Source organism: Arthrobacter sp. NicSoilB4 (genome assembly GCF_019977335.1).
Lineage (GTDB): Bacteria > Actinomycetota > Actinomycetes > Actinomycetales > Micrococcaceae > Arthrobacter.
In genome coordinates, this window is sequence record NZ_AP024653.1 from 2,885,870 (window position 1) to 2,906,390 (window position 20,521).

Annotated in this window: 16 protein-coding genes; 4 read left to right on the top strand and 12 right to left on the bottom strand. The window is 65.6% G+C overall.

Annotated features, from left to right (window positions below):
- Window positions 1–13: 13 nt before the first annotated feature.
- The 5 genes from LDO13_RS13065 to LDO13_RS13085 form a co-directional block, all read right to left on the bottom strand.
- On the bottom strand, window positions 14–1,732 hold the full coding sequence (locus LDO13_RS13065; RefSeq protein WP_224047152.1) for an ABC transporter ATP-binding protein: 1,719 nt from the start codon (window positions 1,730–1,732) through the stop codon (window positions 14–16).
- An 11-nt stretch (window positions 1,733–1,743) separates the two neighbouring features.
- Entirely contained in the window at window positions 1,744–2,694 is a 951-nt protein-coding gene (locus LDO13_RS13070; protein ID WP_224047153.1) for an ABC transporter permease, read from the bottom strand.
- Window positions 2,684–3,613, bottom strand: a complete 930-nt coding sequence (locus LDO13_RS13075; protein WP_224047154.1) for an ABC transporter permease — start codon at window positions 3,611–3,613, stop codon at window positions 2,684–2,686. Before LDO13_RS13075 ends, LDO13_RS13070 begins: the two co-directional genes overlap by 11 nt.
- A gap of 140 nt (window positions 3,614–3,753) precedes the next feature.
- Window positions 3,754–5,439, bottom strand: coding sequence for an ABC transporter substrate-binding protein (locus LDO13_RS13080; protein ID WP_224047155.1), 1,686 nt, complete (start codon window positions 5,437–5,439; stop codon window positions 3,754–3,756).
- 251 nt (window positions 5,440–5,690) lie between these two features.
- Window positions 5,691–7,520, bottom strand: coding sequence for an ABC transporter ATP-binding protein (locus LDO13_RS13085; RefSeq protein WP_224047156.1), 1,830 nt, complete (start codon window positions 7,518–7,520; stop codon window positions 5,691–5,693).
- Between the two features lie 79 nt (window positions 7,521–7,599).
- Here LDO13_RS13085 and LDO13_RS13090 point away from each other — a divergent pair, with 79 nt between their 5' ends.
- Window positions 7,600–8,229 (top strand): PH domain-containing protein, encoded by a 630-nt coding sequence (locus LDO13_RS13090; protein ID WP_224047157.1) that lies wholly within the window; start codon window positions 7,600–7,602, stop codon window positions 8,227–8,229.
- A 33-nt stretch (window positions 8,230–8,262) separates the two neighbouring features.
- Here the strand turns inward: LDO13_RS13090 and LDO13_RS13095 are convergent, their stop codons facing one another.
- The 4 genes from LDO13_RS13095 to ychF form a co-directional block, all read right to left on the bottom strand.
- Entirely contained in the window at window positions 8,263–9,333 is a 1,071-nt protein-coding gene (locus tag LDO13_RS13095) for an ABC transporter permease (protein WP_224049782.1), read from the bottom strand.
- 26 nt (window positions 9,334–9,359) lie between these two features.
- Window positions 9,360–10,901, bottom strand: coding sequence for an ABC transporter permease (locus tag LDO13_RS13100; protein WP_224047158.1), 1,542 nt, complete (start codon window positions 10,899–10,901; stop codon window positions 9,360–9,362).
- 180 nt (window positions 10,902–11,081) lie between these two features.
- The gene (locus LDO13_RS13105; protein ID WP_224047159.1) at window positions 11,082–12,863 is read right to left on the bottom strand and encodes an ABC transporter family substrate-binding protein; all 1,782 of its coding nucleotides are present in this window, start codon (window positions 12,861–12,863) and stop codon (window positions 11,082–11,084) included.
- 322 nt (window positions 12,864–13,185) lie between these two features.
- Window positions 13,186–14,271 carry a redox-regulated ATPase YchF gene (gene ychF, locus LDO13_RS13110; RefSeq protein WP_224047160.1) on the bottom strand — a complete coding sequence of 362 codons (1,086 nt, stop codon included), beginning with the start codon at window positions 14,269–14,271 and terminating at the stop codon, window positions 13,186–13,188.
- 198 nt (window positions 14,272–14,469) lie between these two features.
- Between ychF and LDO13_RS13115 the strand changes: the two genes are divergently transcribed.
- Window positions 14,470–15,765 (top strand): DNA recombination protein RmuC, encoded by a 1,296-nt coding sequence (locus tag LDO13_RS13115; RefSeq protein WP_224047161.1) that lies wholly within the window; start codon window positions 14,470–14,472, stop codon window positions 15,763–15,765.
- A 23-nt stretch (window positions 15,766–15,788) separates the two neighbouring features.
- Here LDO13_RS13115 and LDO13_RS13120 read toward each other — a convergent pair whose 3' ends face one another.
- Window positions 15,789–16,880, bottom strand: coding sequence for a 4-hydroxy-3-methylbut-2-enyl diphosphate reductase (locus tag LDO13_RS13120; protein ID WP_224047162.1), 1,092 nt, complete (start codon window positions 16,878–16,880; stop codon window positions 15,789–15,791).
- Between the two features lie 46 nt (window positions 16,881–16,926).
- On the bottom strand, window positions 16,927–17,763 hold the full coding sequence (locus LDO13_RS13125; protein WP_224047163.1) for a hypothetical protein: 837 nt from the start codon (window positions 17,761–17,763) through the stop codon (window positions 16,927–16,929).
- A gap of 231 nt (window positions 17,764–17,994) precedes the next feature.
- Here LDO13_RS13125 and xseA point away from each other — a divergent pair, with 231 nt between their 5' ends.
- Together xseA and LDO13_RS13135 are read left to right on the top strand one after the other, a co-directional pair.
- Window positions 17,995–19,281, top strand: coding sequence for an exodeoxyribonuclease VII large subunit (gene xseA / locus LDO13_RS13130; protein WP_224047164.1), 1,287 nt, complete (start codon window positions 17,995–17,997; stop codon window positions 19,279–19,281).
- A gap of 82 nt (window positions 19,282–19,363) precedes the next feature.
- Window positions 19,364–19,600: an exodeoxyribonuclease VII small subunit gene (locus LDO13_RS13135; protein WP_224047165.1), complete on the top strand. Its 237-nt coding sequence runs from the start codon at window positions 19,364–19,366 to the stop codon at window positions 19,598–19,600.
- A 22-nt stretch (window positions 19,601–19,622) separates the two neighbouring features.
- On the opposite strand, the gene LDO13_RS13140 is transcribed toward LDO13_RS13135, so the two are convergent.
- Window positions 19,623–20,477, bottom strand: coding sequence for a polyphosphate kinase 2 family protein (locus LDO13_RS13140; RefSeq protein ID WP_224047166.1), 855 nt, complete (start codon window positions 20,475–20,477; stop codon window positions 19,623–19,625).
- Between the last annotated feature and the right edge of the window lie 44 nt (window positions 20,478–20,521).

The window sequence follows — 20,521 nt, forward strand, 5'->3', positions numbered from 1 at the left end:
CACTCGTTGCGGATCAGGCAACTTCCGGAGGCAGCATCAGGCGTGCACCCGGGATCGCGTGGAGCAGCGCCTTGGTGTAATCCCGCTGCGGCGCCTCAAAGACGTCGTCAGTCGAACCCGTCTCGACCAGCTTGCCCTTCTCCATGACACACACGTGGTCGGCGATCTGCCGCACCACCGCGAGGTCGTGGGTGATGAACAGGTAGGTCAGGCCCAGCCGGGACTGCAGTTCCGCCAGCAGGTTCAGCACCTGCGCCTGCACCAGGACGTCGAGGGCGGACACGGCCTCGTCACAGATGATCACTTCGGGATCCAGTGCCAGGGCACGTGCGATCGCGACGCGCTGGCGCTGGCCACCCGAGAGCTCGTTCGGGTACCGCTGCATGGTGGACTGCGGCAGGGACACCTGGTCCAGCAGTTCGCGGACCTTCTTTTCCCGGCTGACCTTGTCCCCGATCTTGTGGACCCGCAGGGGTTCCTCGATGGTCCGGTAGATGTTGTACATCGGGTCGAGGGAACCGTAGGGGTCCTGGAAGATCGGCTGCACCCGGCGTCGGAACGCGAAGATCTCCTTGGTGTTCAGCGCGGAGGTGTCCACGCCGTCGAAGATGATCTTGCCGGAGGTCGGCTCCAGCAGGTTCAGCACCATCTGCGCCACGGTGGACTTGCCGGATCCCGACTCGCCCACGATCGCCGTCGTCGTTCCGCGCTTGACGTTGAAGGACACGTCGTCGACGGCGGTGAAGTCGGTCGACTTGCCGAACCCGGAGCGCAGCTTGAAGACCTTGCTCAGATTCTGGATCTGCAGCACGTCTTCAGTCATGGCAGGTTCCACCGCAACGGACTCGCTGGGGGCCAGCACCTCGTCCGTCGAGACGCCGAGCTCCTTGGCCACCTGGATGCGGCGTGACGCCAGCGACGGCGCCGAGGCCACCAGCCGCTGCGTGTAGGGGTGCTGCGGGTTCTGCAGCAGCTCCAGGGACGGACCGGCCTCGACAACGTTGCCGCGGTACATGACCACGACCTTGTCGGCACGCTCGGCAGCGAGGCCGAGGTCGTGGGTGATGAGCAGCACGGAGGTGCCCAGTTCCGAGGTCATCTTTTCGAGGTGGTCCAGGATCTGGCGCTGCACGGTGACATCCAGGGCCGACGTCGGCTCATCGGCGATGAGCAGGCGCGGCTGGCAGGACAGGCCGATGGCGATCAGCGCGCGCTGGCGCATGCCGCCGGAGAACTCGTGCGGGTACTGCTTGGCCCGCCGGGCGGCGTCCGGCAGTCCGGCCTGGGCCAGGACCTTGGCGACGTCGTCCGGGCCGCTGGGGCGGCCGTTGGCCTTCAGCGTCTCCCTGACCTGGTCGCCGATCTTCCACACCGGGTTCAGGTTGGACATCGGGTCCTGCGGGACCATGCCGATGATGTTGCCGCGAAGTTCGATCATGCGCTTCTCGGAAGCGTGCGAAATGTCTTCACCGTCGAGCAGGATCTGCCCGCCGGCCACCCGGCCGTTGCCGGGCAGCAGGCCGATCGCGGCCAGCGCCGTCGTCGACTTGCCGGACCCGGACTCGCCCACAATGGCGACCGTCTCGCCGGGCATGATGGTCAGGTGTGCGTTGCGCACGGCCTGGACCTCGCCGCTGCCGGTCTTGAAGGAGATCGCGAGATCGCGGATTTCCAGCAGGGGCCGGTCGGCCGGGGTTCCGGCCTCTTGAATCGTGACGTCGGAAGTTGTCATGGTTGCCTCCTTCATCGCTGACGGCTCTTCGGGTCGAGCGCATCACGCAGGGCATCGCCCAGCATGATGAAGCTCAACACGGTGATGGACAGGGCTGTTGCCGGGTAAAGCAGCACAGCCGGGTTGGTGCGGATGGACGCCTGTGCGGCGGAGATGTCATTGCCCCAGGACATCACGGAGCCGGGCATGCCGATTCCGAGGAACGAGAGCGTGGCTTCGGCGACGATGAAGACGCCGAGTTCCATGGTGGCGAGCACGATGATCGGTGCAAGTGCGTTCGGGAGCACATGGCTGACCAGGGATCCCAGCCGGGAGACGCCGAGCGACCGGGCGGCCGTCACGAAGTCGGCGTTGCGCACCTCGATGACGGCGCCGCGGGTGATGCGGGCCATCTGCGGCCAGCCAAGCACCACAAGGACCAGGACCACCGTTCCGACTCCGCGGTTTTCACGCATCAGCGGGAGCTGGGTGAGGACCAGTGCGCCGAGGACGATAGGCAGCGCGAAGAAGATGTCGCCGAGACGGGCGATCACCGTGTCCACCCAGCCGCCGAAGAAGCCGGCCAGGGCACCGAGGGTGACGCCGATGATCAGCACGGAGATCACGGAGAACACACCCACCATGAGCGAAGCCTGGGTGCCGTGGATGATGCGCGAGTAGATGTCGCAGCCCTGGAAGGTGAACCCGAGGGGGTGTCCTTCGGCGGGAGCGCCATTGGAGTTCGCCAGCTCGCAGCCGTTGTCCGGGGCAACCTGGGTGAACAGCCCGGGGAAGATCGCCACGATGATGATCAGAGCGATCATGACCGCGGAAATGATGAAGAGCGGACGACGGCGGAGCTTGCGCCAGGCATCTGCCCAGAGGCTCAGCGGGGCGTCGTCAACCTTGACGGCGTCCGTTGCCAGCAGAGGGGTTTCCTCGACCGGGGCAACGAAGTGCTCGAATGTTCGATTAGTTTTCATAGCGGATCCTCGGGTCAAGCCAGGCGTACAGCAGATCGACCAACAGGTTGGCGAGAACGAAGACCAGCACCAGGACGCTCACAATGGCGACCACGGTGGGGCCTTCACTTCGGAGAATGGCCTGGTAGAGCTTCTGGCCAACGCCGGGGACATTGAAGATGGCTTCGGTCACGATTGCGCCGCCCATGAGGCCGCCCAGGCTGGCGCCGAGGTACGTGATCACGGGAATCAGCGAGTTGCGCAGGACGTGGGTGGTCACCACCTGGTGTCGGGCCAGGCCCTTGGCGGTGGCGGTGCGGACGTAGTCGGCGTTCATGTTCTCGATGACGGACGCACGCGTCAGGCGCAGCACGTAGGCGAAGGAGACCATGCCGAGGACGACCGCGGGAAGGATCAGGCTTCCCCACGTGACATTCGAACCGACCGTGGGTTTGGCCCACCCCAGCTGGACGCCGATCAGCAGCTGCAGCGCGAAGCCGAGCACGAAGGTGGGAATGGCGATCACAACGAGCGAGAGCACGAGGACCGTGCTGTCGAAGAAGCCGCCCTTGCGCAGGCCGGCGACGAGGCCGAAGGCGATACCGAAGACGCCCTGGATGATGAGGGCCTCGATGGCCAGCATGGCCGTGACGGGGAAGACCCGGGCCAGGGTGTCGGCAATCGGCTGGCCGGTGAAGTCGACACCGAGGTTGAAGGTGAAGAGGTTCTTGAGGAACAGCCCGTACTGGACCCAGAACGGCTCGTCCAGGTTGTACTGCTGGCGCAGCTGCGCGATGACGGCCTCGCTCGGCGGGCGGTCGCCGAAGAGTGCACGGATGGGGTCGCCGGGAAGGGCAAAGACCATGAAGTAGACGAGCAGGGTGGTTCCGAGGAAGACCGGAATGACCTGCAGCAGGCGCCGGAGGATGAACTGGATCACAGCAGTGCCTCTGGTGAGATGGTGGAACGAAGGGGAATCATGGGGGACAGCTTCCTGCCGGTTTCAAGCATATGGGGGTCCGGCAAGGCCGGACCCCCAAGCTTTAGTGATGTGGAAAAGAGTTCCGCAGAACTCAGGAACTACTTGGCCGTGATGGCCCAGTACTGCAGAACGCCGTTCCAGCCGGAGTCAACGTTGCTGACATTCTGGCTCCAGACAGCCTGGCGTGCGGAGTACCACAGCGGCAGGTTGGGGAGGTCCTTGAACAGGATCTCCTGTGCCTGGGTGAACTTCTTGTTGGCGTCGTCCGTGGACTTGGCGCCCAGGCCCTCGTTGAGGAGCTTGTCGAACTCAGGGTTCGTGTAGCCCTCGTAGTTGGCGCTGGCGTCGGTCTTCAGGAGCGGGCCCAGGAAGTTGTACAGCGACGGGTAGTCGGCCTGCCAGCCGGCGCGGGTCAGGCCCGGCAGCTCCTTGGCGGTACGCAGCTTCAGGATTTCGGCGAACTTGGCGAACGGCTGGCCTTCGGCCTTGATTCCCAGGTTGTTCTTGAAGTTGTTGGCAACGGCGTCGATCCATTCCTTGTTGCCGCCGTCAGTGTTGTACGCGAGCTGCAGGGTCTTGTCTGCGGGCCACGGGCTGATGGCGTCAGCCTTGGTCCAGAGGTCCTTCGCCTTGGCGGCGTCGAACTTCAGGACCTCGGAACCGGCAACGTTGTCGTTGTAGCCGTCAACAGCCGGGGAGGTGAAGTCCTTGGCCGGGATGCGGGTGCCGGAGAAGATGACCTTGGTGATCTCGTCGCGGTTGATCGCCATGGAGAGGGCCTGGCGGCGCAGCTTGCCTGCTTCGCCCTGGAACTCGGGCAGGTAGCCCGGGATGTTCAGGGTGGAGTTGCCGGCGTACGGCTTGTTCAGGTGGTTCTCCGGGAAGTCCGTGGTGTAGGTCTTCAGGGCGTTCGTGGGCAGAACGTCCGTGACGTCCAGGTTGTTGGCCTGGATGTCGGTGTAGGCCGGGGCCGGATCGGTGTAGAACTTGAAGGTCACGCCGCCGTTCTTGGCTTCGCGGGCACCCTTGTAGTCAGCGTTCTTGACGAGGGCGATCTGGCTGTCGTGCTGCCAGGCGCCTTCCTTCTCCATCTTGTACGGGCCGTTGCCGATCGGGTTCTCGCCGAACTTCTTCGGGTCCTTGATGGCGTCGGCGGGCAGCGGCATGAATGCCGAGTAGCCCAGGCGCAGCGGCCAGTCGGCCTCCGGCTGCGTCAGCTTGACGGTGATCGTGGAATCATCCTTCAGCACAAGGCCGGAGAGGGTCTGGGCGGTGGGGGCGGGAACCTCGGTTTCCTTGCCGTCCGCTCCCTTCTGCTTCGAGGTGGCGCTGACGGCGTCGTAGCCTTCGACGGACTCAAAGAAGCTGCTGTTGCCCTGCGCGTTGGTGCTCAGCGCGGCAAAGTTCCAGGCGTCAACGAAGCTCTTGGCGGTGACTGCCTCGCCGTTGGTGAACTTGGTGCCGGACTTGACCTTGATGGTGTAGTTCTGGCCGTCCGGGGATTCGATGGACTCGGCCAGCGCGTTGACCGACTTGCCACTGGGGTCGTAGCTGGTGAGGCCCTCGAAGAGGAGCTCGACTACGCGGCCGCCGTAAACTTCGCCGGTGTTGGCGGGCATCAGGGGGTTCTGCGGTTCGTTGCTGTAAGCGGTGATGACCTTGTTGGGGTCGCCGGCAGCCTGGCTGGCACCGTTTGAGGTGCCGCCTCCGGCGCCGCATCCGGTCAGGGCGAGGGCGGCGATGGCCACCATGCCCAGTGCTTTGGAAGTGCGCGAAAAACGCATTCCGCCTCCTATGAGTTGTGGGAGTTCGTGAGGGAAAAACTTATGCTTCCCCGTAGGCAGGCACAGGGGTATCCCCTGTGACGTGGCCTACATATACGAGTAGCCTAACCCCAGATTGTCCAGATGGTGGAACTCTGTTGCCAAACCGTGACCCGACAAAAGCGTGACCAGTAGCGTCAAGCGCAATGTATTTCAAGTCACACGCTACCGGCTGGTAGTATTCGCCGCCCGGCGATCCCGGTTAGGTTGAGTTAACTCGATTCGGCCGCCAGAAGCTGTGCACGCAATTCGCGGCGTTCCCGCTGCTTTTCCGGATCCGGGAGCGGCACAGCGGCCAAGAGACGCTGCGTATACGGTTCCTGCGGATTGCGCAGGATCTGGTCCCGGGTGCCCTGCTCGACGATGCGGCCGCGCTGCATCACGCAGATCCGGTCCGCCAGCACATCGACGACGGCGAGGTCGTGGGTGACGAAAAGGCAGGCGAACCCGAGCTCCTTCTGCAGGTTCTGGAACAGGTCGAGCACCTTGGCCTGTACGGACACGTCCAGTGCCGAGGTGGGCTCGTCGGCGACCATCAGCTTGGGCTTGAGCGAGAGCGCCCGGGCAATGCCCACCCGCTGCTTCTGCCCGCCGGACAGTTCGTGCGGGTAGCGGTTGCGGTAGTTGCGCGGGAGCTCGACCTGATCCAGCAGCGCCTCGATCCGATGCTGCAGCTCGGCGCCTTTCGCCACCCCGGACAGGAACATCGGCTCGCCGATGCTTTCGCCGATCGGAAGCCGCGGGTTCAGGGACGACGACGGGTCCTGGAACACCATGCCGACGTGGCGGCGCATCTCCTGGAGCTGCCGGCCGTTCCGCTTCGCTGCCGAAATGTCCTGTCCGACGACTTTCATGGTGCCGGCCGCGACCGGAAGCAGCCCGACGGCGGCCCGGCCGATCGTGGTCTTGCCCGAACCGGACTCCCCCACCAGCCCGACAACCTGTCCCGGGTAGATCACCAGGTTCGCGCCTTCCACGGCACGGAAGGCGGGCACGCGGCCCTGCTTGGGGTACTCGATGGCCACATCCGTCAGCTCCAGCACCGGCTGGCCCTGCGGTTTGGCGGCTTCCGCGGCCGCCAGGGCGGCGGCATTTTCACGCTCGCGCCGGCGGAGCTGCTCCTCCGGGATGGACGTGAGTTCGGCATGGGTGGCGGCCGCGAGGGCTGCCGTGACGTCGACTTCCCCGACGGTGTCCGCGCCGCCCTGTCCCAGGTGCGGAACGGCGGCCAGGAGGGCCTTGGTGTATTCGTGCTGCGGGTTGTGGAAGATCTCGGCGGCCGTGCCGGTTTCCACGATCACGCCGCGGCGCATCACGGCGATGCGGTCAGCGAGGTCAGCCACGACCCCCATGTCGTGGGTGATCAGCACGATGGCGCTGTCCAGCTTGTTGCGCAGGTTGCGCATGAGGTCCAGGATTTCCGCCTGGACCGTCACGTCGAGGGCCGTGGTGGGCTCGTCGGCGATGAGCAGTTTGGGATCGCAGGACAGCGACTGCGCGATCATGGCACGCTGCCGCTGGCCGCCGGAGAGCTGGTGGGGGTAGGAGCGGAACGCCTTCTCCGGGTCCGGCAGCTCCACGAGCTCGAGCATGCGCAGGGCCCGCAGCCGGGCCTCGTCGGGAGAGACCTCGCTGTGCAGCCGGACCGTCTCCACGATCTGGGCACCCACCGTGTAGACCGGGTTCAGGGCCGTCATCGGCTCCTGGAAGATCACGGCCACTTCCTTGCCGCGGACTGCGCGGATATTGGCCTCGTTGGCCCCCAGCAGCTCCTGTCCGGCCAGCTTGACGCTTCCGGCCACACGGCTGTTGCTCGGCAGCAGGCCCAGCAGGGCCATGGAGCTGGCGCTCTTGCCCGAGCCGGACTCGCCCACGATTGCCAGGACCTCACCGGCCCGCACCTCGTAGTTCAGGCCGATGGCGGCGGGCACCCATTTTTTGTCCACGCCGAAATCGACGCTCAGGCCGCGGACTTCCAGTACAGGTTCGTTCCTGCCCGGCGCGGGGGTGATGGCCGGATCGAGGGTGATGAAGTCAGTCATGATGGGGCTTTCCTTCCACCCGGGCCGCCGGTCCACCCGGGATTAGTGCTGCGGCTCGGAATACTGAATTATTAGGGGCATGAGCTCTGCGCCGCATGCCGGTACCGTTGAAATCTTCAAGGCCCGAACGAACGCCTGGTTCGCCTGGCTGTCCTGGTCCGTTGCCGCCCTCGGCATAGTGGTCACGGCGGTCACCGCCGGCCCGGCGGCCCTGGCCCAAACGGCCCCGTTGCTGCTGATCGCGTTCCTTGGCTGGCAGCTGTTCTGGATGCCCGCCGTCGTGGTGCACGACGGCGGGGTGACCCTGGAGAACCCGTTCCGGTCCGTCCTGGTGCCGTGGGCAGCGCTGGTGCACGTCGACACCCGCTTCGCCCTCACCCTGATCACTGCCCGCAAGAGCTACGTGGCCTGGGCGGCGCCGGCGCCAGGAATCTGGGGCGGGCGCCATGCCCAGCCGGAAGACCTCCGGGGCCTGCCGGCAACAACGTACGGTCCGGGCCAGTCCGTGCGGCCCGGGGATCTGAAGACCACGGACTCCGGCCAGGCCGCCCGCCTTGTGCGGGCGCGCTGGCAGGAACTGGTGGAAAGCGGCGCGCTTGCCGACGGCGATGCCGCCACCACAGCGGTGAAGGTGACGTACCGCTGGGCGGCGGGCGGCGCCGTCGTGCTGTTGCTGGCGGCCAGCTACTGGACGATCGCCGCCCAGTAGCCCGGCCTCGCAGGCAGTGCGGGGGGCGGTCACCTAGTCGCCCTTGGTGCCGTCGAACGCGGTGACGGGTGTCGCCCCGAGCGGGTGCCCGGTGTCCTTGGCCTTCTTGGCGTTGAACTTCTTCTGCCGCGGGTCGAAAGCGTCCCGCAGGCCGTCGCCGATGAAGTTGATGCTCAGGCAGATCAGCACGATGAACAGGCCGGGGAACCAGAACAGCCACGGGCGGGTGGCGAAGGCCTCCTGGTTCTGCGAAATGAGCAGGCCCAGCGACGTGTCCGGTGCCTTGACGCCGACGCCGAGGTAGCTCAGGGCCGTTTCCGTGAGGATCGCGGCGGACATCGTCAGCGTGACGTTGACGATCAGCACGCCAATGGCGTTGGGCAGGATGTGCTTGAAGATGATGCGGGCATTGCTCGCGCCCGAGATCCGCGCGGCGTCCACAAACTCGCGTTCGCGCAGCGAGAGGAATTCCCCGCGCATCAGGCGGGCGAGTCCCACCCAGGTGATCAGGCCAAGGAAAATGCCCAGCGCGAGGATGCCGTTGCTGCTGGCGAACGAGGCAAACCAGCTGCCGGAGTCACGCCGGCCGGCCATCTGTGCCATGACCGCAGCGAGGAGGAGCGCCGGAATGATGATGATGACGTCGGTCAGGCGCATCAGGATTGCTTCGGTCCAGCCGCGGAAGTAGCCGGCGAGGGCGCCGACGACGACGCCGATAAAGCCGGCGATGAGTCCGATGACCAGCATGACCGTGATGGACTGCTGGGTGCCGCGCATGGTCATGGCGAAGAGGTCGCGGCCGATCCGGTCCTGGCCGAAGGGGTGTTCGCCCCAGGCGAGCGGCCACAGCGAGGCCGTGGGCACGCCGTCGTTGAGCAGGGGCGATACTTCCTCGTGGTTGTACTTCCACCAGCCGGGGATGCCCCAGTAGCCCACGGAGGTGAATGCCGTCACAAAAATGATGGCGAAGGCGACCAGCCCGATGATGGCGCCGGAGTGGCCGAGGAACCGTTTCCGGACGATCTGGCCCTGGCTCAGGCCCTTGGCGTCGAGGATCGGCTCGATGCCGGCCGCCGGCCGGCCCAACGCTTCGTCTTCGGCCATGATCTCGTCCTGCTGACTTGGCTGGCTCATGCTTTTACCCTTACGCGTGGATCAAGTGCGGAGTACGCAAGGTCCGCAATGAGGTTGAAACCCATGGCCGTGATGGCGACACAGATGAAGACGCCCATCACGGGGTTGGGGTCGACATGCGAGATGCCGTCGAGGAACAGGAAGCCCATCCCCCGGACCGAAAAGACGGTTTCGGTGATGACGGCACCGCCGATCAGGCCGCCGATGTCGAAGGCGACAATGGTGGCGATCGGGATCAGCGCGTTGCGGAAGGCATGGCGCATGACGACCGTCCGTTCCGACAGGCCCTTGGCCCGTGCGGTCCGGATGTAGTCCATGTTCATGATTTCCAGCATCGAGGCACGGGTGAAGCGTGTGTAGCCCGCCAGCGAAATCAGGATGAGCGCCAGGGTCGGAAGGATCAGGTGGGTGAAGGAATCCAGGCTCAGGGTCCAGAAGTCGCCTTCGATGTTCGGCGTACTGGCGCCGATGGTGGCGATGGGCCGGCCCCGGACCCGGCTGTTGTTGAAGTAGGTGGGCCACGCCTGCATGTAGCGGTCCATCAGGATCAGGAACCCCACCAGGAAGGATGTGAGTGCGGCGGCCCGCATGGACTGTCCGCGGTCGTAGCCGCCCATCAGGTAGCCGATGCCCAGGCCGACAAGGACCGCTGCGATCGCGAGGAGCACGATCATCAGGAAGGTTGCTTCGTTCAGCAACGGCTGGATGACGAAGTAGACAACCAGGCCGACGCCGACGGCGATCAGCGCCGACTGCAGCGCCTTGCGGTTCTTGAGTCCCGCGGAAAGCAGGGTTACGGCGAATGCAATGCCGACGCCGGCGATCGCAATGACCACCGGGCCCAGCCCGGGGGTTTTGAACCACTCGGTGGCGGAGAAGTACATCAGCACGGCGGCAGCGAAGAGGAAGACAACGCCGCCTGTGAGCAGTCTGCGCTTCATCTCGCCGCCGACCGTCACGGCTGTCAGCACACCGAAGACGGCGCCGATGGCGAGTGCTGCCGGTATGGGTATCTCGGGGTTCCGCAGGAAGTTGTTGAACCCGATGGCGCCGAACTCCTTCAGGAGGACCGCGACCCAGAAGATCGGGAGGGAGAAGAACAGGAAGGCCATGAATGTCACGCCGTAGTCCAGCGTGCTGTACTGGCGCAGGGCCGTGATGATGCCGAGCGTGATGCCGATCAGGATCGCCAGCACGGTGGCTCCGGTGACCAGGGTCAGGGTCTGGATCAGCGCGTGCCCCAGGGCGTCCGTGATGGGCTGGCCCGCGATGTTCTTGCCCAGGTCGCAGGCGTCGGCGAACGGGATGAGGCACCCGGCCGCACCGCCGAGCCACTGGAAATAGCGGATGGGAGCGGGTGTGTCCAGTTGCAGCAGCTCGATGCGGGCGTCCATCAGCTGCTGTTTGTTGGCCGCGCTGATGGCGCGGAATTCCTCGAGGGGATCGCCTGACGCCGCTGTCAGGAGATACACCAGGAAGGATGCGCCGAGAAGTATGAGGGCGGCAGTGATAAGCCGCCGGACTATGTAGGTCACCATTGGAATAGAACCTCGGTATTCGGGCCCAGGGGTTGCCCGGACCGGTCGCAGAGTTTGGCCGTTGTCCCGCGATGGTGGGGCGGGCCCGCCGTCGTCGTGGGGGTGTCGCTAGAAAGGCGTCGGGACCAAATTGCCCGGTCCCGACGCCTTTAGCTAGCAAGTGTTACTTGCGGTCGTCGGCTACTTCTGTGCCCACTCCCAGAAGTTCCACCAGACACCGGTCTGGTTCGGCATGTACTTCACGCCGGTGATGCGGTCGCTGTACGCGTCCACGCCGACTGCCTGGAACAGCGGCAGGCCGTAGGAGGAATCCCAGATCTTCTTGTCGATCTGCTTGATGAGTCCATCCTGCTTGGCCTTGTCGGTGGTGACAATCAGTTCGTCCATCAGCTTGTCGGCTTCCGGGTCGCTGAACAGGTTGAAGTTGGAGTCGTTGCCCGACTTGAAGATCTGCGGAACGCCGGAGACGCCAACACCCGAGTTGATCCAGCCGAAGATGGTCGCATCGTAGGAGCCGTCGCCGAGGGCCTTGCCCCAGTCAGACTTGCCGAGTCCGCCGTCGACGATCTTGAAGCCTGCCTTGGTGGCGGACTCGCTGATCAGCGCGTAGGTGTCGGCACGGTTGGGGTTGTCCTTGTTGTACATGATGCGGACTTCAGGCGTGGCACCGTTGAGGAGCTTCTTTGCACCTTCGATGTCGACATCCTGGTAGGCCGAAGACCCGTTTTCCTTGACGGAGTCGGCGTACAGGGCCTGGTCCGGCACGAACAGCTGCGAGTCCAGCGGTGCGGCCTTCGGGTCCAGCTTCTTGACAATCTTGTCGACGATGTCCTTGCGCGGGACGCTCTTCATGAACGCTTCGCGGACACTCTTCTCAGCAAACACGCCGCTGTAGTTGAGGTCGATGTGGTCGTAGGAAAGCTGGTTTCCGACCTCGACCGTGACGCCCTGGCTTTCGAGGGCCTTCAGCTGCTCGACCGTGTCGGCCGAGGCCTGCGGTGCGATGATGTCAGCTTCGCCGTTCTTGAGCGCCTGCACCTGGGCGGGAGCGGAACCGATGTAGCGGACGGTGATTTCGTCCAGCTTGGCTTCCGGACCCCAGTTGTAGTCCTTGTTCTTGACCATGGTCAGGGACTGGTCCTGGTTGACGCCCTTGACGATGTAGGGGCCGTTGGAGAGGTAGAGGCTCGGGTCGGCCGGCAGGGTCTTGGAGTCGAAGCCGGTGTTCCACATCTCCGCCATTGCCTGGAGCTGCGCGTTGGCCGGCTTCGGCGCCTTGGCGTCGCCGCGCGGCATGCCCTTGACCAGGTCAACGAATGCCTTGGCATCGGCCAGTCCGGCCTTCTTGGCCAGGACGTGGGCCGGGATGTCGACGCCGGGGCCGCCAATGGCGATTTCCCAGTCGGCAAACGGCTTCGAGTACTTCAGGGTCATGGAACGGTTGTCCGCGCCAAGCTCCGGGAAGTCCGTCAGGGCGATGCCCGTGGGGTCACCGGCATAGGAGAAGTAGGACGTTCCGGTCTTTGCCTCGGCGTCGGCATCGTCGTAGTAGCCGGAGAAGGCGGCCCACTGCAGCACGAGGTCTGCGGCGGTAACGGGGGTTCCGTCAGACCACTTCACGCCCTCGTTGATGGTGTACTTCACCGTCAGCGGGTTGTCCGAGGTCTTTTCCATCTTGCCGAACTTTTCGTTGCGAACAACGTTCAGCTTATTATCGATGTAGAAGAACCCCGAGTGGGTGGCGTAGCTGATCTTCGAGTTGATGTCGGTGTTGCCGTCCGCCGTGTTGGAGTTGAACGTGTTGAAGGCGTTCACCTCCACGACTGTTGCAGATCCGCCTGATTTGCTTGCTGCCGCAGCAGTTGTCGGGGTTGTCCCGCCACTGTTGCCCGCGCAGGCGCTGAGGGCGAGGGCAGCTGCTGCTGCCACGCCCACTGCTTTGGAAATACGACCGAAGCGCATTCCGCCTCCTTGTTTCTGTGGTGTGGTTGAGACCGAGGCCGTAGGCACCGGGCAGACGTCCCCACTCCCAGCCGGAGTGTGGCACGTCTCACATGGGATGTAGCGTAAGCCCCAAAAACCACCCTGCGCTCGGAAAGTTGACCAGCTGTAAAGTTCGTTACAGAGCTGCAACATTTGACAGCGGTCCGCGGACCAAATTCCCCACAAAGTATTGACCTGACGGCGCCGCCGCGCTAATGTCCCCGGACACAGGAAAAGCCCCGATTCAACAATCGGGGCTCTTCGAGTTAATCCTTAATTACTTGATGAAATCATCAAACCATCAGACGTTGAAGCGGAACTCCACCACGTCGCCGTCGGCCATCACGTATTCCTTGCCTTCAATACGGACCTTGCCGCGGGACTTCGCCTCCGCCATGGACCCGGCTTCGATGAGGTCGTCGAAGGAGACGACCTCGGCCTTAATGAAGCCACGCTGGAAGTCGGAGTGGATCACGCCGGCCGCCTGCGGCGCGGTGTCGCCCTGGTGGATGGTCCAGGCCCGGGTTTCCTTGGGCCCTGCGGTGAGATAGGTCTGCAGCCCCAGGGTGTGGAAGCCGACGCGGGCCAGCTGGTCCAGGCCTGATTCGTCCTGGCCGTTCATTTCCAGCATTTCCCGGGCCTCTTCCTCGTCGAGCTCCACGAGGTCGGACTCGAGCTTGGCGTCGAGGAAAATCGCGTCCGCCGGGGCAACCATGGCCCGCAGTTCGTCCTGCTTCTCCGTGCTGCCCAGGATTCCCTCGTCCGCGTTGAAGACGTAGATAACCGGCTTGGCGGTCAGGAGTCCGAGCTCCTTGAGGTGCTCCATCTCCAGCTTGTCGCTCTTGACTGAGGAGAAAATGGTGTCGCCACGCTCCAGCACGGACTGGGCGGCCTTGATGGCAGCCAGCTCGGCCGCTTCCCGCTTCTTGATCTTGACTTCTTTTTCGATCCGGGGGATTGCATTTTCGATGGTCTGGAGGTCGGCCAGGATCAGCTCGGTGTTGATGATCTCCATGTCGGAGCGGGGATCCACCTTGCCGTCGACGTGGATGACGTCGGGGTCATCGAACACGCGGACAACCTGGGCGATGGCCTGGGCCTCGCGGATGTTGGCGAGGAACTTGTTGCCCAGTCCTTCACCCTCCGACGCGCCCTTCACGATCCCGGCGATGTCCACGAAGGACACCGGAGCGGGCAGCAGTCGCTGGGAGCCGAAAACAGCGGCCAGCTTGGCAAGCCGCGGGTCCGGCAGGTTGACGACGCCGACGTTGGGCTCGATCGTGGCGAACGGGTAGTTCGCTGCGAGCACCTGGTTGCGGGTCAGTGCGTTGAAAAGTGTTGATTTGCCGACGTTGGGCAGTCCGACGATGCCAATAGTAAGAGCCACGAGTACTAATTCTACCTGCTGTGGCCGGGGACCCCGCGACGGCCTGGCCTGCCCGGCCGGCCGCGCGCCCGGTCGCCCGCCCGGCCACGCGCTCAGCCGGCCGCTGCGCGGACTGGATCGCGGACTGGATCGCGGAATGCGAGGCCGTCTGCAGGCCGTCATCCTAAAAGTGTCGCAGGGTCGTGCCACAGTGAAGGCATGGACGCTTTTGGATTGATACTTGCCCTGCTTATGCTGCTCGTCGGCGCTGTCGCCGGAGCCGCGGTGGTCTATGTGCTGCTCCGGCGCCGGACCCTCGCCGTGGAGCAGGACTTCGACGCCGTGTCGGCCCGGCTCTCCGACGTCAGCGCGCAGTTCGCCGCGGCCGACGCCGAGCGGCGGCTTTTGGCTGTGCAGAACCGGGAACTCGGCGAGTCCCGAAACCAGGACGGCAGTGTGCTGCGGGCCCTGGCGCCGGTGGCGGAAAAGCTCACCGCGGTACAGCAGCAGGTTTCGCTGCTGGAGCGCGACCGCCTGGAGCAGTACGGACAGCTGGCGCAGCAGCTGCAGGAGGCCAGGCTGTCCGACGAGCAGCTGCTGCGCTCGACGCACGCGCTGGAGTCCGCGCTGCGGTCCAACAGCGCCCGCGGCCAGTGGGGCGAGGTCCAGTTGCGGCGCGTGGTCGAGGCGGCCGGGATGCTGCGCCACGTCGATTTCCATGAACAGGTCCACAGCGGGCAGCAGCACGGCGCCGCGGAGGCCAGCGTCCGTCCCGACCTCGTGGTGCAGCTTCCCGGCGAGAAGCAGCTGGTGGTCGACGCCAAGGTGCCGCTCACGGCCTATCTGGCGGCGCAGGAGCTGGGGACGTCCGCCGGGGGTCAGCAGCACGCGCAGGCCCTGGCAGGGCAGCATGCCCAGCTCCTGGCCCACGCCAAGGCCCTGAAGGCCCACGTCGACGCGCTGAGTAGCAAGAAGTACTGGGACATTCCCGGCAACTCTCCGGAACTTGTGGTCTGCTTCCTGCCGGCCGAGTCGATCCTGGCGGCCGCACTGTCCGCGGATCCGACCCTGCTGGACTACGCCCTCTCCCGAAACGTGGTGCTGGCCTCGCCTTCAACCCTGCTGGCAGTCCTGAAGTCCGTCGCCTTCACCTGGCGCCAGGACGTGCTGACGGACAGTGCACGGGAGCTCTTCGAACTCGCCCACCAGCTCTATGAGCGGATGGGAACGCTCGGCGAGAACGTCACCAAGCTGGGGGCGTCCCTCAAGACGTCGGTGGACCGCTACAACTCCATGGTGGGCACGCTGGAAGCCCGGGTGCTGCCGACCGCACGGAAGCTCAACGCCCTGGACGCGGCGGGCCTGACCACGCCGGCAGCCGTGGAGGTGACGCCGCGTTCCGTGGCCGCTCCGGAACTCCAGCCCGGGAACGGGCCTGCTATTGGGTCCGGTGGCCGGCCGGCGGACGACGCGGTGGACGAGTCAGGCGAAGAGGACCGGGAGTCGGCCGCCTAGGATGCGGCCCTGCCGGGGGGCGCCTAGGAGGTCTGCGACGGGCGTGACCCGCGGCCACCCAGGGCACGGGTGACATCGCCGGCCTGCTTCAGGGTGGCGCGAAGCTCCTTAGGCAGCGAGAAAAGCAGGTCCTCCTCGGCCGTGACCACTTCCTCGACGGAGCCGTAGCCGTAGTCGGCCAGCAGGCGCAGGACGTCCTTGACGAGGACTTCCGGGACCGAGGCCCCCGAGGTGACACCGACCGTGGCCACGCCCTCGAACCAGGTCTCGTCCACCTCGTTGGCGAAGTCCACCCGGTAGGAGGCCTTCGCACCGTACTCCAGCGCCACCTCCACGAGCCGGACCGAGTTCGAGGAGTTGGCGGATCCGACCACAATCACCAGGTCCGCCTGCGGTGAGATCTTCTTGATGGCCACCTGGCGGTTCGTGGTCGCGTAGCAGATGTCGTCGCTGGGCGGGTCCTGGAGGGTGGGGAACCGTTCTTTGAGGAGGCGGACGGTTTCCATGGTTTCGTCCACGCTGAGCGTGGTCTGGGACAGCCAGATGACCTTCTCCGGGTCCCGGACCGTGACCTTGTCCACCTCGTGCGGGCCGTTGATGATCTGGATGTGCTCCGGGGCCTCGCCCGCGGTTCCTTCGACTTCCTCGTGGCCGTCGTGGCCGATCAGCAGGATGTCGAAGTCGTCCTTGGCGAAGCGCACGGCCTCTTTGTGCACCTTGGTCACCAGGGGGCAGGTGGCGTCGATGGTCCGCAGGCCCCGGTCCTCGGCAGACTGGACCACGGCCGGTGAGACTCCGTGCGCGGAGAAGATCACCAGAGCGCCCTCGGGAACCTCGTCCGTCTCGTCAACGAAGATGGCGCCCTTTTCCTCCAGCGAGCTGACCACATGCACGTTGTGGACGATCTGCTTGCGGACGTAGACCGGCGGACCGTAGTGCTCCAGCGCCTTTTCCACCGCGATGACCGCACGGTCGACGCCGGCGCAGTAACCGCGCGGCGCGGCGAGCAGGACCTTTTTTGCGCCGGTGACAGGGGCTGCCGCCAGCACTTCTTCCGGCGTACGCCGCCGGCGCGGAACGGTTGGCATCGGAATGGAAACAGCGGTGGAGGTCATCCCCCAATGCTACCGGTGTTCAGCGGACCGCCGTCGTGGCCGGGCCTCAGGCGCGGCGGCGCCCGCCGACGACGCGCAGGACGAGCCCGGCCGCCAGCAGGACGCCGCCCACGATGGCGGCCGCCAGGACCCACTGCCCGAAACTCGAACCGGCGGCCACAACAAACTCGCTCTTGAAGATCTCCGCGACTTCATTGCCGCTGCTCGTTGCCGTCACCGCGCGCCCTGCGGCGTCTGCGGCCAGCGTCCAGGCGCCCGCCAGCAGGAGGGTTCCGAGACCGATACCGGCCAGTACTGCCCAGCGCCGCCGGGCGGCCACGAAGGCCAGGGCGAAGGCGATCAGCGCACCGGCCGCCACGGCGTAGCCCATCGGCGCGAAAGCGGCCACGCGGTCCAGGACCTGCCGGTGCTCGGGCTGTCCCATCGTGATCAGCAGCTGGTCGGGGGCCTCCAGCGGCAAAGTCGTGGCATCCGCCACCTGCTTGGCCACCAGACCGACCAGGGGCGCAAGGTCCAGGGTCAGCGCCGTGGCGCCCTCGGCGGGGACGGCCCCGGGGCCGGGGAAATTCAACCGGTGGCTTTTGCGAAGCGTTTCGGTCCAGGCGTCGGGGTAGCCGGGCATGCTGGTCAGGGACTGCGCGGCGCTCTCCAAAATGGGGGTGACCAGTCCGGTGAGCGCTGCCGGGATCCGGTCCGCGGCGAGGCTTCCGACGGAGGCCGCGGCCAGCCGCTCCTGGAATGCCGGGTCCTTGCCGAGCGGTGCGGTGAACGCCACGAAACCGTCCTCCTGGACAATGTTCCGGTCCACCCACATGGCCGGAACCGCGGCAGCCGCCAGGACAAGGCCGACGAGGACCGCTACGGCCGAGACAAAAGTGCGCACAGAGAATCCTAGGGGGTTGATGGGTAGTGCCATCCTACGGGGGCCGCCTGCGGAACGATAAAGTCGGGCCCCGATGGTAGAGCTATGGATAGAGTTGAAACAGACAAGTTCGAGTTGTCTGCCGGAGCCCTGCCGGACGCGCTGTCGCCGGGGGTGTGCCTGCTGACAGCCCCGCTCCGGCAAAGGACAACCACCATATGCACAAGGCCATCTCCGCCCCGGGGTCCCGGCATGTCTGAGGACGTCGCGGCTGCCACAACGGTTCCTGCCACCGCGGCGGAAACCAGCCCGGACAACCCCTGGCCGCTGCAGCTGCTGTCCCAAAAGCTCAAGATGCACATCGACCGCGCCCCGTCCGCCTGGGTCGAAGGCCAGGTCATCGAAATGAACCGGCGGGGCACCAACGCATACCTGACGCTGCGGGACATCGACGCCGAGATCTCCCTCCCGGCTTCCGCCTGGACCAAGGTCCTGGACCGCCAGGAAATCCCGCTGGAAAAGGGTTCCCGGGTGGTGGCCTTAATCAAGGCCGAATTCTGGCTCAAGACAGGCCGGCTGAACATGTCCGTGAAGGACATCCGGCCGGTGGGCCTTGGGGACCTGCTCGCCAGGATCGAACGGCTGCGGCATGCCTTGGCCGCGGAAGGGCTGTTCTCCGACGCCCGCAAGAAGCGCCTGCCTCTGCTCCCCCACCGGATCGGCCTGATCACCGGCCGCGATTCGGACGCCAAGAAGGACGTGCTCCGCAATGCGGCCCTGCGCTGGCCCGCCGTCGAATTTGAAGTCCGCGAGGTGGCCGTGCAGGGCAACACCGCCGTCGCACAAGTGATCGCCGCATTGCGCGAGCTGGATGCGAACCCCAACGTGGACGTCATTGTCATCGCCCGCGGCGGCGGCGCCTTGGAGGATCTGCTGCCGTTCAGCAACGAGGAACTCATCCGGGCCGTGTCCGCGGCTTCCACCCCGGTGGTGAGCGCGATCGGCCATGAGGCGGACCGGCCGATCCTGGACGATGTTGCGGACCTGCGCGCCTCCACCCCGACCGACGCCGCCAAGCGGATCGTCCCGGACGTCGTGGAAGAGCTCGCCCGCGTGCGCCAGGCCCGGGACCAGCTGCGGCGTGGCGCTGTCCGGCTGGTGGACCGTGAAACCGACCGCCTGGACTCCCTGCGCTCCCGCCCCGTACTGGCATCCCCCGAAGTTATGGTCAGCACCCGGCACGACGACGTCGAACGGCTCAAGGGCCGGTCCCAGGCGGCGGTCACCACCGCCGTCGTACGGGCCGCCGACCAACTCGTCCACCTCAAGGCCCAGGTCCGCGCCCTTTCGCCGCAGAAGACCCTGGACCGGGGATACGCCGTGGTGCAGCTCGCCGGAGCCGGGCCGGCTCCCGGGGTCCGCCGGGACGTCGTGCGGCACCCCGACCAGGCGCCGTCGGGCACCTCGCTGACCGTCCGCGTGGCAGGTGGCCGGTTCACCGCGGAGTCGACCGGCGGCCAGGAACCCGCCGACGAGTGACCCGCCATCCGGCCCGGCGCCGCGGCCGGCCACCGCAACCCAAACCATCCGTCCTGCGGGACACAACAAGGAGCACCACGCCATGGCAGCAGAAGCAACGTCCAACCCCGACATCGAGGGCCTGAGCTACGAGGAGGCCCGTGAGCAGCTCGTCGGCGTCGTCAGCCGTCTGGAGGCCGGCGGGGCGAGCCTGGAAGAGTCCCTGGCACTCTGGGAACGCGGCGAGGCGCTGGCCAAACGCTGCGAAGAGTGGCTCGAGGGTGCCCGCAAGCGCCTGGCCGCAGCACGAGACCAGGCCGGCCAGGGCAGCCAGTTATAGGGTCTCGGCGAAGGCCGGACAGCTAGGAACGCCGCACCAGCTCAGATTCCATGTCGACGTCGAGCTCCGGGACGGGCCACTCAAGCGCCAGTCCCTCCAGCGCGTCCAGCAGCAATTGCTGGACGGCAATCCGGGCGTACCACTTCTTGTCGGCGGGGACAATGTGCCAGGGGGCGAGCTCGGAGCTCGTCTGTTCAAAAGCGGCCTGGTACGCGTCCATGTAATCTTCCCAAAAGGCACGTTCCTTGAGGTCGTTGCCGCTGTATTTCCACCTTTTCGCGGGATCTTCCAGCCGCGCCAGCAGCCGTTCCCGCTGCTCGTCCCGGCTGATGTGCAGCATGACCTTGACGACTTTCGTTCCGGCGGCCGCCTGCCGGGCCTCGAATTCGTTGATGGCCCGGTACCGGCGCTCCAGTTCCTCGGCGTCCGCCCAACGATGCACGCGGTGGATCAGGACGTCCTCATAGTGGGAACGGTCGAAGACCCCCACCATTCCGGCCGCGGGCACTTCTTTTTCGATCCGCCAGAGGAAATCGTAGGACTGCTCTTCGGGCGTGGGTGCCTTGAAGGATTTCAGCTGCACGCCCTGCGGATTCATCTGGCCCATCACGTGATTGACGATGCCGCCCTTGCCCGCGGTGTCCATGGCCTGCAGGACCAGCAGCACGCGCTTCCTGCCACCGGTCCGGGACTCCGCAAAGAGCTGCTCCTGTAGCTGCGTGAGCTTGCCGTCGAGCTCGGCGAGCAGCGTCTCTCCGGCATCCTTGTCACCGGTGTAGCCCGGAGTGGAGTCCGGGTCGACATCGCGGAGCCTGAACTTCTTGCCTGCCTTCAGGATCTCGGAGGGGTGTTCGTCGAAGTCCACGAAATCTGCCATCAAAGCCTCTTTCCGGTTCGGGCAGCCCTTCGACCGGATGTTCC

Excerpts from the sequence above, each read along its gene's own strand:
- LDO13_RS13100 (WP_224047158.1), bottom strand. The coding sequence starts at position 10,901 with ATGGTGACCTACATAGTCCGGCGGCTTATCACTGCCGCCCTCATACTT.
- LDO13_RS13080 (WP_224047155.1), bottom strand. The coding sequence starts at position 5,439 with ATGCGTTTTTCGCGCACTTCCAAAGCACTGGGCATGGTGGCCATCGCC.
- LDO13_RS13135 (WP_224047165.1), top strand. The coding sequence starts at position 19,364 with ATGGCAGCAGAAGCAACGTCCAACCCCGACATCGAGGGCCTGAGCTAC.
- LDO13_RS13140 (WP_224047166.1), bottom strand. The coding sequence starts at position 20,477 with ATGGCAGATTTCGTGGACTTCGACGAACACCCCTCCGAGATCCTGAAG.
- LDO13_RS13090 (WP_224047157.1), top strand. The coding sequence starts at position 7,600 with ATGAGCTCTGCGCCGCATGCCGGTACCGTTGAAATCTTCAAGGCCCGA.
- LDO13_RS13070 (WP_224047153.1), bottom strand. The coding sequence starts at position 2,694 with ATGAAAACTAATCGAACATTCGAGCACTTCGTTGCCCCGGTCGAGGAA.
- LDO13_RS13120 (WP_224047162.1), bottom strand. The coding sequence starts at position 16,880 with ATGACCTCCACCGCTGTTTCCATTCCGATGCCAACCGTTCCGCGCCGG.
- LDO13_RS13095 (WP_224049782.1), bottom strand. The coding sequence starts at position 9,333 with ATGGCCGAAGACGAAGCGTTGGGCCGGCCGGCGGCCGGCATCGAGCCG.
- xseA (WP_224047164.1), top strand. The coding sequence starts at position 17,995 with ATGTCTGAGGACGTCGCGGCTGCCACAACGGTTCCTGCCACCGCGGCG.
- LDO13_RS13085 (WP_224047156.1), bottom strand. The coding sequence starts at position 7,520 with ATGACTGACTTCATCACCCTCGATCCGGCCATCACCCCCGCGCCGGGC.
- LDO13_RS13065 (WP_224047152.1), bottom strand. The coding sequence starts at position 1,732 with ATGACAACTTCCGACGTCACGATTCAAGAGGCCGGAACCCCGGCCGAC.
- LDO13_RS13105 (WP_224047159.1), bottom strand. The coding sequence starts at position 12,863 with ATGCGCTTCGGTCGTATTTCCAAAGCAGTGGGCGTGGCAGCAGCAGCT.
- LDO13_RS13115 (WP_224047161.1), top strand. The coding sequence starts at position 14,470 with ATGGACGCTTTTGGATTGATACTTGCCCTGCTTATGCTGCTCGTCGGC.